Source organism: Stenotrophomonas sp. 2201_Sma (assembly GCF_056486685.1).
Window position 1 is genome coordinate 4319337 of record NZ_CM151329.1, and the last position, 15204, is coordinate 4334540.

General features: G+C 67.8%; 13 protein-coding genes. 6 read left to right on the plus strand and 7 right to left on the minus strand.

Annotated elements, in window-relative coordinates:
- Window positions 1-107 precede the first annotated feature (107 nt).
- The 4 genes from ACZLIF_RS19855 to hemF are packed head-to-tail and all read left to right on the plus strand — an operon-like array spanning window position 108 to window position 4424.
- Window positions 108-2474: a S9 family peptidase gene (locus ACZLIF_RS19855; protein WP_128987636.1), complete on the plus strand. Its 2367-nt coding sequence runs from the start codon at window positions 108-110 to the stop codon at window positions 2472-2474.
- Window positions 2471-2890 (plus strand): NUDIX hydrolase, encoded by a 420-nt coding sequence (locus ACZLIF_RS19860; RefSeq protein ID WP_111187186.1) that lies wholly within the window; start codon window positions 2471-2473, stop codon window positions 2888-2890. Before ACZLIF_RS19855 ends, ACZLIF_RS19860 begins: the two co-directional genes overlap by 4 nt.
- A gap of 27 nt (window positions 2891-2917) precedes the next feature.
- Complete coding sequence (locus ACZLIF_RS19865; RefSeq protein ID WP_128987635.1) at window positions 2918-3478, plus strand: hypothetical protein; 561 nt, start codon at window positions 2918-2920, stop codon at window positions 3476-3478.
- Between the two features lie 49 nt (window positions 3479-3527).
- The gene (gene hemF, locus ACZLIF_RS19870; RefSeq protein ID WP_053519927.1) at window positions 3528-4424 is read left to right on the plus strand and encodes an oxygen-dependent coproporphyrinogen oxidase; all 897 of its coding nucleotides are present in this window, start codon (window positions 3528-3530) and stop codon (window positions 4422-4424) included.
- 48 nt (window positions 4425-4472) lie between these two features.
- Here hemF and ACZLIF_RS19875 read toward each other — a convergent pair whose 3' ends face one another.
- Window positions 4473-4955: a DUF421 domain-containing protein gene (locus tag ACZLIF_RS19875; protein ID WP_053519928.1), complete on the minus strand. Its 483-nt coding sequence runs from the start codon at window positions 4953-4955 to the stop codon at window positions 4473-4475.
- Between the two features lie 326 nt (window positions 4956-5281).
- Window positions 5282-8056, minus strand: coding sequence for a DNA polymerase I (polA, locus tag ACZLIF_RS19880; RefSeq protein WP_128987634.1), 2775 nt, complete (start codon window positions 8054-8056; stop codon window positions 5282-5284).
- Between the two features lie 99 nt (window positions 8057-8155).
- On the opposite strand from polA, the gene ACZLIF_RS19885 reads away from it, so the two are divergent.
- A complete protein-coding gene (locus ACZLIF_RS19885; RefSeq protein ID WP_053519930.1) occupies window positions 8156-8440 on the plus strand; it encodes a DUF2782 domain-containing protein in 285 nt (94 codons plus the stop codon).
- 90 nt (window positions 8441-8530) lie between these two features.
- On the opposite strand, the gene ACZLIF_RS19890 is transcribed toward ACZLIF_RS19885, so the two are convergent.
- Window positions 8531-8977, minus strand: coding sequence for a universal stress protein (locus ACZLIF_RS19890; protein ID WP_053519931.1), 447 nt, complete (start codon window positions 8975-8977; stop codon window positions 8531-8533).
- On the opposite strand from ACZLIF_RS19890, the gene ACZLIF_RS19895 reads away from it, so the two are divergent.
- A complete protein-coding gene (locus ACZLIF_RS19895; RefSeq protein WP_128987633.1) occupies window positions 8976-9272 on the plus strand; it encodes a hypothetical protein in 297 nt (98 codons plus the stop codon). The two genes, ACZLIF_RS19890 and ACZLIF_RS19895, sit on opposite strands and share 2 nt — an antisense overlap.
- Before the next feature lie 46 nt (window positions 9273-9318).
- On the opposite strand, the gene ACZLIF_RS19900 is transcribed toward ACZLIF_RS19895, so the two are convergent.
- From ACZLIF_RS19900 to cls, 4 genes are all read right to left on the minus strand, one after another.
- Window positions 9319-9873: a hypothetical protein gene (locus tag ACZLIF_RS19900; protein WP_128987632.1), complete on the minus strand. Its 555-nt coding sequence runs from the start codon at window positions 9871-9873 to the stop codon at window positions 9319-9321.
- A gap of 125 nt (window positions 9874-9998) precedes the next feature.
- On the minus strand, window positions 9999-12191 hold the full coding sequence (gene uvrD / locus ACZLIF_RS19905) for a DNA helicase II (RefSeq protein WP_074900176.1): 2193 nt from the start codon (window positions 12189-12191) through the stop codon (window positions 9999-10001).
- A 9-nt stretch (window positions 12192-12200) separates the two neighbouring features.
- The gene (locus ACZLIF_RS19910; RefSeq protein ID WP_128987630.1) at window positions 12201-13622 is read right to left on the minus strand and encodes an FAD/NAD(P)-binding protein; all 1422 of its coding nucleotides are present in this window, start codon (window positions 13620-13622) and stop codon (window positions 12201-12203) included.
- Window positions 13623-13691: 69 nt separating this feature from the next.
- A complete protein-coding gene (cls, locus tag ACZLIF_RS19915) occupies window positions 13692-15110 on the minus strand; it encodes a cardiolipin synthase (RefSeq protein WP_053519935.1) in 1419 nt (472 codons plus the stop codon).
- Between the last annotated feature and the right edge of the window lie 94 nt (window positions 15111-15204).

Here is a 15204-nt window from a genome sequence, read left to right on the forward strand (position 1 = left end):
ACCGGTTGCACCGCTTTGCCGATCCCGCTGCCATGACCTGTGGCCCCCTCCTGCGGCGCGAACGGCTGCTACCCTTGCCCGGTTTCCTTTTCTGGTGCCGTCCGCCCATGTCCCGAGTGCTGCCCCTGTCCCTCCTGCTGTCGGCCGTGCTGGCCGCACCGGCCGCCCATGCCGCGCCGACGCCGATCACCATCGAACAGGCCATGGCGGATCCGGACTGGATCGGTCCGCCGGTCGAGAAGGCCTGGTGGTCGTGGAACAGCCAGCAGGTCGAGTACCAGCTCAAGCGCAACGGCAGCCCGGTGCGCGACACCTTCCGCCAGCCCGTGGCCGGTGGTGTTGCGGCCCAGGTGGCAGACGACCAGCGCGGCACCCTGGACGTGGCCGATCCGGTCTACGACCGCACCCGCACCCGCAGCGCCTTCGTCCGCAACGGCGACGTGTTCGTGCGCGACCTGCGCAGCGGCGCGCTCACCCAGCTCACGCGCAGCAACGAGCGCGCCAGCGGGGTGAACTTCGCTGCCGACAACGGCGTGATCTGGCGGGTGGGCCAGAACTGGTTCCACTGGACCGCTGCCGGCGGCGTGCAGCAGGTTGCCAGCCTGAAGGCCGACAAGGACCCCAACAGCGCGCCCAAGGACGACCTGCTGCGCGACCAGCAGCTGCGTACCCTGGAAACCCTGCGTCGCGACCGCGAGCAGCGCGAGGCATTGAAGGACCAGGACCAGCGCTGGCGCCAGGCCGACCCGACCCGCGCGCCGGGCCCGGTATACCTGGGCGCCGACGTGGAGATCGCCGACAGCGTGCTGTCGCCGGACCTGGGCCACCTGATCGTGGTGACCACGCCGAAGGACTTCGACGAGGGCCGCACCAGCAAGATGCCGCTGTACGTGACCGAATCCGGTTACGAGGAAACCGAGGACACCCGCACCCGCGTCGGTCGCAATGGCAACGAGCCGCACACCCTGTGGTACGTGGACGTGCGCAGCGGCAAGGCGCAGAAGCTGTCGCTGTCCGGCCTGCCGGGCATCGCCACCGACCCGCTGGCCGACCTGCGCCGCAAGGCCGGCAAGGAGGCGCTGAAGGGCGAACGCAGCGTGCAGGTGATGAGCGACTTCATGGGCGGCGGCATGCGCTGGAGCGCCGATGGCCAGCAGGCGGCGGTGATGCTGCGCGCCAACGACAACAAGGACCGCTGGATCGTCAGCATCGGCAGCGACGGCCGCGTGCAGAACCGCCACCGGCTGACCGACAACGCGTGGATCAACTGGGGCTTCAACGATTTCGGCTGGATGGCCGATGGCCGCACGCTGTGGCTGCTGTCCGAGGAATCGGGCTTCTCGCACCTGTACACCCAGGCCGGCACTGCCCGGCCGCAGGCGCTGACCAGCGGCAAGTGGGAGACCTCCGCGCCCGTGCTGTCGGCCGACGGCAAGGGCTTCTACTTCCTGTGCAACCCGCAGGCCCCGCACGATTACGAAGTCTGCGCGGTCGACACCGGCAGCCGTCAGGTCCGCGAGTTGACCAGCCTCAACGGCGTGGAAGACTTCTCGCTGTCGCCGGATGGCCAGCAGCTGCTGGTGCGCTACTCCGGTGCCTACCTGCCACCGCAGCTGGCGGTGCTGCCCAGCGCGGGCGGCCAGGCCCGCGTGCTGACCGATACCCGCAGCGCCGACTTCAAGGCGCGCCAGTGGATCCAGCCGAAGCTGGTGGCGGTACCGTCCAGGCATGGCGCCGGCGTGGTCTGGGCCAAGTACTACGAACCCGAGCACAAGGAGCCGGGCAGGAAGTACCCGATCGTGATGTTCGTGCACGGTGCCGGCTACCTGCAGAACGTGCACCAGCGCTACCCGGCCTACTTCCGCGAGCAGATGTTCCACAACCTGCTGGTGCAGAAGGGCTACATCGTGCTGGACATGGACTACCGCGGCAGCGAGGGCTACGGCCGCGACTGGCGCACGGCCGTCTACCGCAACATGGGCCACCCGGAACTGGAAGACTACAAGGACGGCCTGGACTGGCTGGTGGACACCCAGCAGGGCGACCGTGACCACGCCGGCATCTACGGTGGCTCCTACGGCGGCTTCATGACCTTCATGGCGCTGTTCCGCGCACCGGGCACCTTCAAGGCCGGTGCCGCGCTGCGCCCGGTGGTGGACTGGCACAACTACAACCACGCCTATACCAGCAACATCCTCAACACGCCGGACATCGATCCGGAGGCGTACCGGGTGTCCTCGCCGATCGAGTACGCGCAGAACCTGCAGGACAACCTGCTGATCGCGCACGGCATGATGGATGACAACGTGTTCTTCCAGGACTCGGTGAACCTGACCCAGCGCCTGATCGAGCTGCACAAGGACAACTGGTCGATCGCCCCGTACCCGCTGGAGCGCCACGGCTACGTCCGCGCCGACTCCTGGCTGGATCAGTACAAGCGCATCCTCAAGCTGTTCGAGCAGAACCTGAAGTGAGCAGTGCCGCGGCCACGATCCACATCGTGGCCGCGGTCATCGTCGACGACCACGGCCGGGCGCTGGTGGTACGCAAGCACGGCGCCGACCGCTTCATCCAGCCCGGAGGCAAGCCCGAACCGGGCGAAACGCCACTGCAGACGCTGGCCCGCGAACTGGACGAGGAGCTGGGTGTGCGCCTGCTCGCCGGCCCGACCGTGGCGCTGGGCCATTTCCAGGACTGGGCGGTGAACGAGCCTGGTCATCGCGTACAGGCCGAGGCCTGGTGGGTGCAGGTACAGGGCACGCCGCAGGCACGCGCGGAAATCGCCGAGCTGGCGTGGGTGCCGCTGCGCCCGCCCCATGGCCTGCGCTTGGCACCCTTGAGCGAACACCATATCCTGCCGGCCGTTGCCACCCGGGTGGCGACCCGCTGAAGACGCCACTGCAGCCAAGGACATCGGATGTCGCTTCAACCGCCCCGGCACCGCCCTGCCACGCCGCTCAACCCGGAGGATTTCGTGCGGCCGCTCGGCCTGGCGTCGCTGCTGATCTGCGCAGCGTTCGTGGTGGCCATGGCGATTCAGGCGCTGGTGGTCTGGCAGCTGTCCGGCGGCCCGTTCTGGCGGTGGATGCTGCTGTCGGCCACTGAACAGCAGTTCCCGCCAAGCGTGCTGTGGATCCTGCGCAAACCGGTGGACGCTACCCTGTGGCTGATGCTGTCAGCGATCCCCGCCGTGCTTTCCAGCTGGGGATTCGCCCGGCGACGTCGCTGGGGCCTCTGGAGCTACGTGGCATTGCTGTGGCTCTCGGCCCTGGCAAACTTCGCCGTCGCCGGGTGGCTGGACAGCGTCGTCGCCGACGTCATCGGGCGTATCGTCGATCCAGGCACACTGCGCGAAGCGCGAACCCAGCACATCCTCATGTCGCTGACCTTGTTCGGCGGCGCCTTCGCCCTGCTCGTCGCGCAGGGCTGGCTGGCCTGGCGCCTGCTGCGGCCGGATATCCGCTCCTGCTTCCACTGACCTGCCCTCACCCGCGGCGTGCGGCAGGCCCTGCGGTAAAGTACGCGTCATGAACGAATTCGAGCGCGTGCGCGCCTACCTGACCGACCTGCAGGACCGCATCTGTGCGGCGATCGAAGCGGCCGACGGCCAGGCCCGCTTCCAGGAAGACCTGTGGCAGCGCGCTGAAGGCGGGGGGGGCCGTACCCGCGTGCTGCGCGACGGCGCGGTGTTCGAACAGGCCGGAATCGGCTTCTCGGATGTCTCCGGCAGCCGCTTGCCGCCGTCGGCCTCGGCCAACCGCCCGGAGCTGGCCGGCGCCTCCTGGCGCGCCACCGGCGTATCGCTGGTGTTCCACCCGCTCAACCCCTATGTGCCCACCACCCATGCCAACGTGCGCTTCTTCCAGGCGCAGCGCGACGGCGAAGTGGTGGCCAGCTGGTTCGGGGGTGGTTTCGATCTGACCCCCTTCTATCCCTTCGACGAGGACGTGCGCCATTGGCATCAGGTCGCCCACGACCTGTGCGCGCCGTTCGGTGAAGAGCGCTACAGCGCGCACAAGCGCTGGTGCGACGAGTACTTCTTCCTGCGCCACCGCAACGAAACGCGCGGCATCGGCGGCCTGTTCTTCGACGATCTGCACGGCGATTTCGAACGCGACTTCGACTACCTGCGGGCGGTCGGCGACGGCTTCCTCGACGCCTATCTGCCGATCGTGCAGCAGCGCAAGGACATCGCCCATGGCGAGCGCGAGCGCGAATTCCAGCTGTACCGGCGGGGCCGCTATGTGGAATTCAACCTGGTCTACGACCGCGGCACGCTGTTCGGCCTGCAGAGCGGCGGCCGCAGCGAAAGCATCCTGATGAGCCTGCCGCCGCGGGTGCGCTGGGAATACGGCTTCACCCCCGAGGCGGGCAGTCCGGAAGCCCGGCTGGCCGATTACCTGGTCCCGCGCGACTGGCTCTAAGGCATCTCGCGGGGCGGCGTGGCCGTCCCCGCACACATGCCGCCGGCCCTACGCGTCCGTGTGCCGGGCGATGATCGTGATGTGGCCGGTGGTTTCCAGCAGCGCCACCTGCACATCATCGATGCGCAGGCAGCCCTGCTGGCGCATGGCGGCATCGAAATCGGCCCGGCTGATCAGTTCGCGGCGCAGAACATCCCGCAACAGGGTGCCGTCACGGGCGATCACCACCGGTTCCCCCTCGATCAGGCGCTCCAGGCGGCGGTTGCGGGTGGTCACCCAGCCCACGCCGTAGTTGAGCAGGATCAGGGTCGCGGCGAGCAGCAGGCCACCGCCCAGGGACGTGTCCTGGCCCAGCAGCGCGTTCTGCACCGCGTTGCCCAGCAGCACGATCAGCAGCACGTCGAACGGGGTGATCTGCCCCAGCGCGCGCTTGCCGCTGAGGCGCACCAGGCCCAGCACAACGGTGTAGACCACCACCGCGCGCAGGATGAACTCCCACCACGGCATCGCCAGTGCGAACAGATCGTGCATTGCGGGCTCCCCTGCTGGGCGGTGGCCCAGCCTAGCAGCCGGCAACCTGCCGGCGGCGCAAATAAAAAGCCCCGCTGACCAGGGGGAGGTCAACGGGGCCGGGGAACGGGCACTTGGGGAGGAGTCCCCGTTCCGAGATCTGCTCCAGGGGATGGGAGAGATCCACAACAGGCATTGCGCCTGTCGAGAGCTATAGAACCACTCCGAACACTAACGGTTCGTGAAGGGAGCCAATTTAATGAACCGCAATGGGGCGAGTATTCATGGCCGAGTCAGAAACTGTGGCCAGATGAACAAATTCACGTCCCTTCAGGTCTGAAAGCGACTCAGTGTGCCTCGTCCCAGTTCTTACCTACGCCGGTGTCGACCACCAAAGGAACGCGCAACTGTGCCGATTGCGACATACGCTGCACCACATTTTCCCGCAGCTCCTCGACAAACGCAGTCTCGGTTTCGAACACCAGTTCATCGTGCACCTGCAGGATCATCCGCGCCGGGGCCCCGCTGTCGCGCAGCCAGCGGTCAACATCCACCATCGCGCGCTTGATGATGTCGGCAGCGGTGCCCTGCATCGGCGCGTTGATCGCGGCGCGTTCAGCACCGGCACGCAGGCCCTGGTTGCGTGCATGGATATCGTTCAGATACAGGCGGCGGCCGAACAGCGTCTCCACATAGCCCTGGTCACGGGCCTGCTGGCGCATCCGCTCCATGAAGTCACGCACGCCCGGGTAACGGCTGAAGTACAACGCCACATAATCCTGCGCCTGGCCCCGGTCGATGCCCAGGTTGCGGGCCAGGCCGAAGGCGCTCATGCCGTACATCAGGCCGAAATTGATCGCCTTGGCCGCGCGGCGCTCGTTCGGCGTCACCTCGTCCAGGGTGCGGCCGAACACTTCTGCGGCGGTGGCGCGGTGCACGTCGGCGCCCTGCTCGAAGGCGCGCACCAGGCCCGGGTCTTCGGACAGGTGGGCCATGATCCGCAGTTCGATCTGTGAATAGTCGGCGGCCAGCAGCTGGCAGCCTTCCGGTGCGACGAAGGCGCGGCGGATGCGGCGGCCATCTTCGGTGCGGATCGGGATGTTCTGCAGGTTCGGGTCGGAGGAGGACAGGCGGCCGGTGGCAGCGCCGGACTGGTGGTAGCTGGTGTGCACCCTGCCGGTATCCGGGTTGACCATCTCCGGCAGCTTGTCGGTATAGGTGCTGCGCAGCTTGGCCAGGCCACGGTAATCGAGGATCACCCGCGGCAGCTCATGCTGGTCGGCGATCGCCTCCAGCGCCTCTTCATTGGTGCTGGGCTGGCCCTTCGGCGTCTTCACCACCGCCGGCAGCTTCAGCTCGTCGAACAGCACGGCCTGCAGCTGCTTCGGCGAATCCAGGTTGAAACTGCGCCCGGCCAGCTCGGTGGCCTTCTGCTGCGCGGCCAGCATGCGCGAAGACAGGTCCTGGCTCTGCCGGCGCAGCTCGTCGGCATCGATGCGTACACCGTTGGCCTCGATGCTGGCCAGTACCGGCACCAGGGGCATCTCGATGTCGCGGTACACGCTGTCCAGGGCCGGTTCGGCCAGCAGCTGCGGTTGCAGCGCGCGGTGCAGGCGCAGGGTGATGTCGGCGTCCTCGGCCGCATAGCGGCTGGCCTCGTCGATGCCCACCTGCGAGAACGGAATCTGCTTGGCGCCCTTGCCGGCCACGTCCTCGAACTTGATGGTGGTGTAGCCCAGGTAACGCAGGGCCAGCGAATCCATGTCGTGGCGGGTGGCGGTGGAATTGAGCACGAAGCTCTCAAGCATGGTGTCGTCGTGGTAACCCTGCACCTCGACACCGTGGCGCCGCAGCACATGCAGGTCGTACTTGCCGTGCTGGCCCAGCTTCTTCCTTGCCGGGTCCTGCAGTACCGGGCGCAACGCGTCCAGCACCTGCTGCAGCGGCAGCTGCGCCGGTGCGCCGGGGTAGTCATGGCCCACCGGGATGTAGGCCGCCCTGCCCGGCTCGACCGCCAGGCTGACACCGACCAGGCGCGCGCGCATCGCATCCAGCGCGTCGGTCTCGGTATCGAAGCTGATCAGGTCGGCCTGCTGCAGCCGCTCCACCCAGGCCTGCAGCTGTTCACTGGTGAGCACGGTCTCGTATTCACCCGGCGCGGCCAGTGCCGGATCCAGCGTGCCCTCGGCCGGTGCCTCCGCACTGCCACGGGCGAAGCCGGCCGCCGTGCCACGCAGGTTCGGTGCCGCCTCGCTGGCCACGGCCGGTGCCGGCAGCGGCGCCCCCAGTTCCTTCAGGGCCTGGGTGAAACCGTAGCGCGCGTACAGCTCGGTCAGCGCCGGCACGTCCTGTTCGCGCAGCGCCAGCGTGGTCGGGGTGGCCTCCAGTGCGACGTCGGTGCGGATCGTCACCAGTTCGCGGTTCAGCGGCAGGCGCTCCAGCGCCGCACGCAGGTTCTCGCCGATCTTGCCCTTCATGGCCGGCGCGGCGGCCATCACGCCCTCCAGGTGCTGGTACTCCGCCAGCCACTTGGCGGCGGTCTTCGGCCCGCACTTCTCCACGCCCGGCACGTTGTCGACGCTGTCGCCCATCAGCGCCAGCAGGTCGACGATCTGGTCGGCGCGCACACCGAACTTCTCCATCACCGCCGCGTCCGAATCCATGCGGCTGCCGGTCATGGTGTTGACCAGCTCGATGCCCGGCCGCACCAGCTGGGCGAAGTCCTTGTCGCCGGTGGAGATCGTCACCTTCAGGTCCTGCGCCTGGCCCTGCAGGGCCAGCGTGCCGATCACATCGTCGGCTTCCACGCCCGGAACGCGCAGGATGCTGATGCCCAGCGCTTCGACGATGCGGCACATCGGCTCGACCTGGCTGCGCAGCTCGTCGGGCATCGGGGGACGGTTGGCCTTGTACTGGTCGTACAGGTCATCACGGAAGGTCTTGCCGGGCGCATCGACGACGAACGCGACGTAGGCCGGCCGCTCCTTCAGCGTCGAGCGCAGCATGTTGACCACGCCGAACAGCGCGCCGGTGGGCTCGCCCTGTGCATTGGACAGGGGCGGCAGCGCGTGGAACGCGCGGTACAGGTAACTGGACCCGTCGATCAGGACTAATCTGCTCATGCAGCGATTCTACGCGCCTGTCCCTGCACAGCGGCGACACGGCGCATGCCCGACGATGGGGCATAATCGAATCTCTTTCCAGGCAAAGGACCACCGCCCATGAAGACTCTGATGCTGGCCTCCCTGCTCCTGCTTGCCGGCTGCGCCAGCATGGGTGGCGCCGGGGCGCCCCCGGTCGACGTCAAGGGCGCCGAGGTCTCCAGCCGCACCATGAGCAACGGCGACACCATCGAGGAGTACCGCGTGGCCGGGCAGCTGCGCATGGTCAAGGTGACGCCGTCGCGGGGTGCCCCGTTCTACATGTACGACAAGAACGGCGATGGCCGCATGGACACCGACAAGGACGGCGTCTCGCCGGTGTACTGGAAGCTCTACAGCTGGTGATCCGACCCCAGCGAGCCCGGCTGCACAAAAGATGACGCCGGCGCGCATCCTGCGGCCGGCGTCGGTGTCCCCTCCCCGGGAACACGTGCCTCAGCGGATGACCAGCACCGGAAGCGTGCTGCGTGCCAGCACCTCGGCGGTCTGGCTGCCCAGCAGCACGCGGGTCACGCCACGACGGCCATGCGAGGTCATCACGATCAGGTCGCTGTTGCGCTCGGCGGCGGTCTCGATGATGCCGTCGGCCGCGTAGCGGTCCAGTACGTGCACCGGGTTGGCGGTAATGCCCTGTTCGGCGGCCTTGGCCAGCGCCGGCTGCAGCACCTTCTGCGCGCCTTCCTCGCGGTCGGCCTTGTACTCGGGGCTGTTCATGTAGCCCACGCTCCAGCCCATGGCGTCGTACATGCCGACGGCCCACGGCTCGGAAACGGTGACGATATCGACCTCGGCGTTGAGGTCCTTGGCCAGCTCCAGGCCCTTGGCCAGGCCCTTGTCGGCCAGCTCGGACCCGTCGGTGGCGATCAGGATGCGCGTGTACATGGTGGGGCTCCGTGGCAATCCGCCGGATGGGAACGCCACCATTGCACACCCGATGTGCACGTGGCGCTTTGAGCAGGATCAATTGCGTCCGCCGACGGCAGACGGCAAGCTGCACCTGCCACCCCGGCGCGTCGACGGAAGACACCCCATGCAGGATCGCAAGGCCGCTCGCTGGACCGCCCTCAGAATCATTCTGTGGAGCCTCATTGCAGCCTTCGTGCTGTTCTACGGCGGCTATCACCTGGGCAAGGATCTGGCCCTGCGTGACAACGCCCGCCAGGCAGCGGGCCGGTAACACGCTGCTGCAGCGCCGGCCCATGCCGGCGCCACATGGCCTGCCCTCAGGCGATCTGCACCACGCGTGCGTTCTGGCACAGCGGGTAGCTGGCCACGAACCCGGCGATCGCATCACGCATCGCCTCGAACGACTGGCCGTACATGTACAGCGCGGTCTCGGTCGGGCCCTGCCACCAGCTGCAGATCTCACCCAGGCCATCGATGCGTTCGGACAGCTGTTCGAACACATGGTTGGAATCGCATTGTTCGTAGACCTCGTCCGGCAGGTTCTGGCCATCCAGATAGATGCCCAGGCCTTCGGTGATGCCGAAACCGCGGTCGCCGTCCCCGGCGCCCTGCACCTTCGATCCCTTCGGCGCACCCAGCTGCTCCAGCAGATCGATCAACTTCGGCACACCTGCCGCGTCATGAAGCGCCACCTCGATGTCGCCGTACTCGACCTCGCCGTCATCGGAGAGGGCGGTCCCGCCGCCGGTGATTTCGCCCACTTCGGCGGCCTGCAGCAGCGCGTCGAGCGGATCCTCGAACAGCTCGTGGCGATGCTCAGGCTGCAGCCTGGCGTTCAAGGTCACGGTGACATGCAGCGTGGGCTCGGTCATGGGGGCATTCCTGGAAGAGATGCCGCCTATTGTAGAGCCGAGCCCATGCTCGGCTGCTTTTCCCACCAGAAGCAGCCGAGCATGGGCTCGGCTCTACAGGTATCCCAGCGACCCCTCGACGGGAATCAGATCACCGTCAGGTTGGCGTAGGCCATCACCAGCCACTTGCTGCCGGCGTCGGCGAACTCGACCTGCACGCGGGCGTGGGCGCCGTTGCCTTCGTAATCGGTCACCATGCCTTCGCCGAACTTGGGATGGCTGACCAGCGCGCCGAGCTTGATCGGCGGCAGCTCGATGGCGGCATGCCCCATCACCCGGCTGCTGCCCAGCGACGCGGGACGCGAGACCTGCACCTTCGGCCGCACTTCATGCAGCAGCCCGCGTGGAATCTCACGCAGGAATCGCGAAGGCAGGCTGTAGTTGTCCTGGCCATGGATGCGGCGTGATTCGGCGTAGCACAGCACCAGCTTCTGCCGCGCCCGGGTGATGCCCACATACGCCAGGCGCCGCTCTTCCTCCAGCCGGCCGCTTTCTTCCAGCGAACGCGCGCTCGGGAACAGGCCATCCTCCATGCCGGCCAGGAACACCAGGGGGAATTCCAGGCCCTTCGCCGAATGCAGGGTCATCAGCTGCACGCCGTCCTCGCCGGCCTGCGCCTGGCCCTCGCCGGCCTCCAGCGCAGCGTAGGCCAGGAACGCCACCAGCTCGTCCATGTCCTCGCCCACTTCCTCGATGTCATCGGCCCGCCGCACGAAGCGCGAGGCGACCGAGACCAGTTCGTCGAGGTTGTCGGTGCGCGATTCGGAGTCGAGCGAATTGCGGCTTTCCTTGCTCCAGTGCTCGCGCAGCTGCGAGCGCGAGAGCACGTGGTCCACGCGCTCGGCCAGGGTCATGTCCCGGGTCTGCGCCTGCAGTTCGTTAACCAGCACCAGGAAGCCCGCCAGTGCGTTGCGCGCACGCGCGGCCAGCGCATTGCCCTGGGTGACCAGCATGGTGGCTTCCCACAGCGAAATGCCCTGCGCTCGTGCTTCGCGCCGCACTTCGTCGAGGGTGCGCTCACCGATGCCGCGGGTCGGCGTGTTCACCGCGCGCTCGAAGGCGGCATCGTCATTGCGGTTGGAGAGCAGGCGCAGGTAGGCCAGCGCGTCCTTGATCTCGGCGCGTTCGAAGAAGCGCATGCCGCCGTACACGCGGTACGGCACCTGCTCGCTCAGCAGGGCTTCTTCCAGCGCGCGCGACTGCGCATTGCTGCGGTAGAGCACGGCCACTTCGGTGTAGCTGCCACCATCGCGCACCCACTGGCGGGCACGTTCGACGATGTAGCGGGCCTCGTCCATCTCGTTGTACGCCGCGTACAGGTCGATCGGCTCGCCATCACCGCTGTCGGTCCACAGCTGCTTGCCGATGCGATCGGGGTTGTGCGCGATCACCGCGTTGGCAGCACCGAGGATGTTGGCCGTGGAACGGTAGTTCTGTTCCAGGCGGATGGTCTGCGCGCCCGGGAAATCACGCAGGAAGCCCTGCACGTTCTCCACCTTGGCACCGCGCCAGCCGTAGATGGCCTGGTCGTCGTCGCCGACCACGAACACATGACCGGACTCCCCGGCCAGCACGCGCACGAAGGCGTACTGGATGGCATTGGTGTCCTGGAACTCGTCCACCAGGATCTCGCGGAAGCGGGCGCGGTAGTGCGCCAGCAGGCCGGGATTGTCACGCAGCAGCTCATGCGCGCGCAGCAGCAGTTCGGCGAAGTCGACCAGGCCGGCACGGTCGCAGCGCGCCTGGTACTCGATGTAGGCCTGGCGCATGGTTTCCAGCCACGCATCGTGCGGCTCGGGCTGGATGTGCTGCGGGCGGCGGCCTTCATCCTTCTGTTCGTTGATCCACCACGCGATCTGCTTGGGCGGATGCTTGCTGTCGTCGATCTCCAGTGCCTGCACCACGCGCTTGACCAGCCGCAGCTGGTCGTCCGAATCCATCACCTGGAAACCTTCGGGCAGCTTCGCGTCCTGCCAGTGCAGGCGCAGCAGGCGGTTGGCCAGGCCGTGGAAGGTACCGATCCACATGCCACGGCTGCCATGCGGCAGCTGTGCGTCGATGCGGTGGCGCATCTCGCCGGCGGCCTTGTTGGTGAAGGTCACCGCGAAGATGCCATGGGTCGGCACGCCTTCGACTTCATGCAGCCAGGCGATGCGGTGGGTAAGTACGCGGGTCTTGCCGGAACCGGCACCGGCCAGCACCAGGTGGTGGCCGGGGGGAGCGGAGACGGCTTCGCGCTGGGCCGGGTTCAGGCCATCAAGCAGGTGGGAGACATCCATGCCCCCATTTTACGGCATCGCCGTCGCGGCTCCTGCGACCACCTGGGTGGCCAGTGCCTGCGCCTGCTGGCGCAGTTCAGGCACCGCCAGGCTTTCCCACAGGCTGCCGATGCGCAGGCTGCCAAGTACGCCCAGCCGCGCCTGCGGCTGGCCGCCGGCGCTGCGCACGCGGTCGCCGGGCACCGTGCTGTCCAGGCCCAGCCCGTGCGGCCCGGGACGGGCCAGGCCATCGGCCTGAAGCTGCTGCAGCAACGGATTGCGCAATGCGGTGGCGCGGGTCTCCACACCGGTGGCGTTGATCACACCATTGATCGTCCACTGCTGCGGATGTCCGGCCGCATCGTGGCCCGACAGCTGCAGCGCATCGCCCTCACGCCAGACCCGATCCAGGCGTGCGCGGTGCACGCGCAGCTGACCGCTGGCCTGCAATGCGCGCAACTGTGCATCGACCTCTTCGGCGATGCGATGGCGATGTACATCCCAGTAGCGCACCACATGGCGCAGGAACCGCCGCTGGTCGGCCTCGTCGAGGCTGCACCACAGCGCCTGTCCATGCGGACGGAGGCGGTCCATCACGCCCTGCCAGGGCAGGCCATCCGCCTCGGCCCGGCGCACCTGCCGGCGCAGCGTGCGCAGGCGCTGGCGCAGCGTCATCGGCAGCAGGGGGGCGGGGTCGAAATCCGGCAGGCCCGCGTGCGCATGCGGCAGCGGCAGCAGGCCGTGACGGGAAATCACATGCAGCGGGCCGGTGTGACCGGCCGCGACCAGCGCCAGCACCGTATCAGCCATGCTCAGACCGGAACCGACGATGGCCAGCGCGTGCGCGCCTGCCAACGCGCGCACGCCGTCGTAGTCCCAGGCTTCGACCACGGTGTCGGCAGGCAGTCCATCGGCACCGGCCACCGGCAGCGGACGCATGCTGTTGCCGGTGGCGAGCACCCCCTGCGCGGCGTGCCATGTGTGGCCATCGCCCAGCTGCAGGCGGTAACCGGAGTCATCCGGAGCGAGGCCCCGCACCGGCTGCGCGATCACCTGCAGCTGCGCCGGGCTGGCCGCAACCGCCTCCTGCAGACGCTGCTGCAGGTACGCGGCGAAATGATGGCGGCCGACATAACGCTCGCCCAGCACCTCGCGCGTCTCGCCCGGGTAGGCGTTGACGGCCATCAGGTAATCGAGGAAGTCAGCCGGCTGCTCGGCGAACGCACTCATTTTCGCCGCCGGCACATTCAGCAGGTGCTCCGGCCACGGCGTGGCATAGGCGATGCCCTGGGCCAGCTGCGAGGCGGGTTCGAAGATGGCCAGCGCCAGTGGCGACCGGGCCTGGCGCAGCACCTGGATCGCCACCAGCACCCCGGCCGCACCACCACCGATGATCGCCAGGTCCAGTTCGCCATTACACGGTGAATCAGTCATGTGCCGATTGTAGGCCATCGGCCATGACGGACCGGAGTGCCGCCGCGTGCGCAATGATCGAGACCGCTCGAGCTCCGGCGCACCGGTTCACATCAACGCGTCGGCCAGGCGTGCGATGCCTTCGCGGCTGCGGCGCCAGGCAGGACGCTTGCGCCACTGCTGCAGATCGAGCTGGCGCGACTGGCGCAGGTAATCGTCTTCGATGGCACACAGCTGCGTCACCAGCACGCGGTCGTAGCAGACCAGACCGATCTCGGCATTCAGCGCGAACGAGCGGATATCCATGTTGATCGAGCCGAGCACCGCAATGTCTTCATCCACGCTCATGTGCTTGGCGTGCAGGAACTGCGGCTCGTACAGGGCAATGCGCACGCCACAGCGCAGCAGCTCGTCGTAGTAGGCCTCCTGCGCCCAGGCGGTCAGCCGCTGGTTGTTGCTGGCCGACAGGATCAGCTGCACCTGCACCCCGGACAGCGCGGCGATGCGCAGCGCGCTCAGGGTCGCTTCGTCCGGCACGAAGTACGGGGTGACCATCACCAGCCGCCGGCGGGCCAGATGGATCAGTGCGGCGACGGCATCACGCGCGTTGCTGTACGGATAGGCCGGCCCGCTGGGCAGCAGCTGGGTGGCAACATCGTCGCTGCACTCGGGTACGTCGGCAATGACGTCCAGGCGCTGGCCGGTCTCGATGTACCAGTCGCTGGCGAACACGGCTTCCAGGTGTGCCACCGCCGGGCCGCGCACACGCGCCACCAGCTCGCGGTTGGGATGGCCTGGCACGAACTCCGGCCGTGCCAGGTTCTGCGAACCGATGTAGCCCACTTCGTTGTCGATCACCGCAATCTTGCGATGGTTGCGCAGGTCCATGCGGCCGCTGCGGCGCCAGCGCAGCCCGCCGGGCAGCATCGCCCGCACTTCGATATCGCGCGCCTGCAGGCGCTTGCGGTAGGCGCGCAGGCCACGCTTGGCGCCCACCGCGTCCAGCAGCACCCTGCACTGCACGCCGCGGGCGGCGGCACGCTGCAGCGCCTCGACGATGGCCTCGCCCACCGAATCGTCGAACATCAGGTAGTACAGCAGGTGCACGCGGTCTTCGGCCTGGTCGATGTCGGCGATGAGCGTGTGCAGCGATTCGTCGTAATCGGTGAGCAGATCGACGGCGTTGCCGTGCACCGGCATGAAATCGCCCTGTCGCTGCACCAGCGGCACGATTTCCGCACTGGCCGTATCCGGTTCCGGCTTCCAGCGCAGGCGGCGCTGCAGCGCCTGCTCTTCGCGGATGACCTGCGAGGCCTCGGCCTGGCGGCGGATGCGCTCGCGCGACAGCCACGGGTGGCCGAACAGCAGATACAGCGGCAAGCCCAGCAGCGGCACGAAACCGACCAGCAGCAGCCAGCTGCGGGCCGCGCCCGGCGTGGTGCGGGTCGGAATCCAGCACAGCGCGACCAGCCGGATCAGCCAGTCGATCAGCAGCAGATACGATCCCAGCAACCACTCAACCAGCATCGCGTCGTCCGTCGGCAGGTGATGGGCCATTCTGCCCAGCAGGGTGTGTAGAGTCGAGCTTGCTCGACTGCCTCAGCGCAGCCGGGCACGGGCT

Bases quoted from the DNA above. Each gene is read 5' to 3' on its own strand.
- ACZLIF_RS19890 (WP_053519931.1), bottom strand. From the start codon at position 8,977: ATGTACACGCGCATCCTGATCGCCACCGACGGGTCCGAGCTGGCCGAC.
- ACZLIF_RS19910 (WP_128987630.1), bottom strand. From the start codon at position 13,622: ATGGCCTACAATCGGCACATGACTGATTCACCGTGTAATGGCGAACTG.
- uvrD (WP_074900176.1), bottom strand. From the start codon at position 12,191: ATGGATGTCTCCCACCTGCTTGATGGCCTGAACCCGGCCCAGCGCGAA.
- polA (WP_128987634.1), bottom strand. From the start codon at position 8,056: ATGAGCAGATTAGTCCTGATCGACGGGTCCAGTTACCTGTACCGCGCG.
- ACZLIF_RS19895 (WP_128987633.1), top strand. From the start codon at position 8,976: ATGGTGGGGCTCCGTGGCAATCCGCCGGATGGGAACGCCACCATTGCA.
- ACZLIF_RS19900 (WP_128987632.1), bottom strand. From the start codon at position 9,873: ATGACCGAGCCCACGCTGCATGTCACCGTGACCTTGAACGCCAGGCTG.
- cls (WP_053519935.1), bottom strand. From the start codon at position 15,110: ATGCTGGTTGAGTGGTTGCTGGGATCGTATCTGCTGCTGATCGACTGG.
- ACZLIF_RS19885 (WP_053519930.1), top strand. From the start codon at position 8,156: ATGAAGACTCTGATGCTGGCCTCCCTGCTCCTGCTTGCCGGCTGCGCC.
- ACZLIF_RS19855 (WP_128987636.1), top strand. From the start codon at position 108: ATGTCCCGAGTGCTGCCCCTGTCCCTCCTGCTGTCGGCCGTGCTGGCC.
- ACZLIF_RS19875 (WP_053519928.1), bottom strand. From the start codon at position 4,955: ATGCACGATCTGTTCGCACTGGCGATGCCGTGGTGGGAGTTCATCCTG.
- hemF (WP_053519927.1), top strand. From the start codon at position 3,528: ATGAACGAATTCGAGCGCGTGCGCGCCTACCTGACCGACCTGCAGGAC.
- ACZLIF_RS19865 (WP_128987635.1), top strand. From the start codon at position 2,918: ATGTCGCTTCAACCGCCCCGGCACCGCCCTGCCACGCCGCTCAACCCG.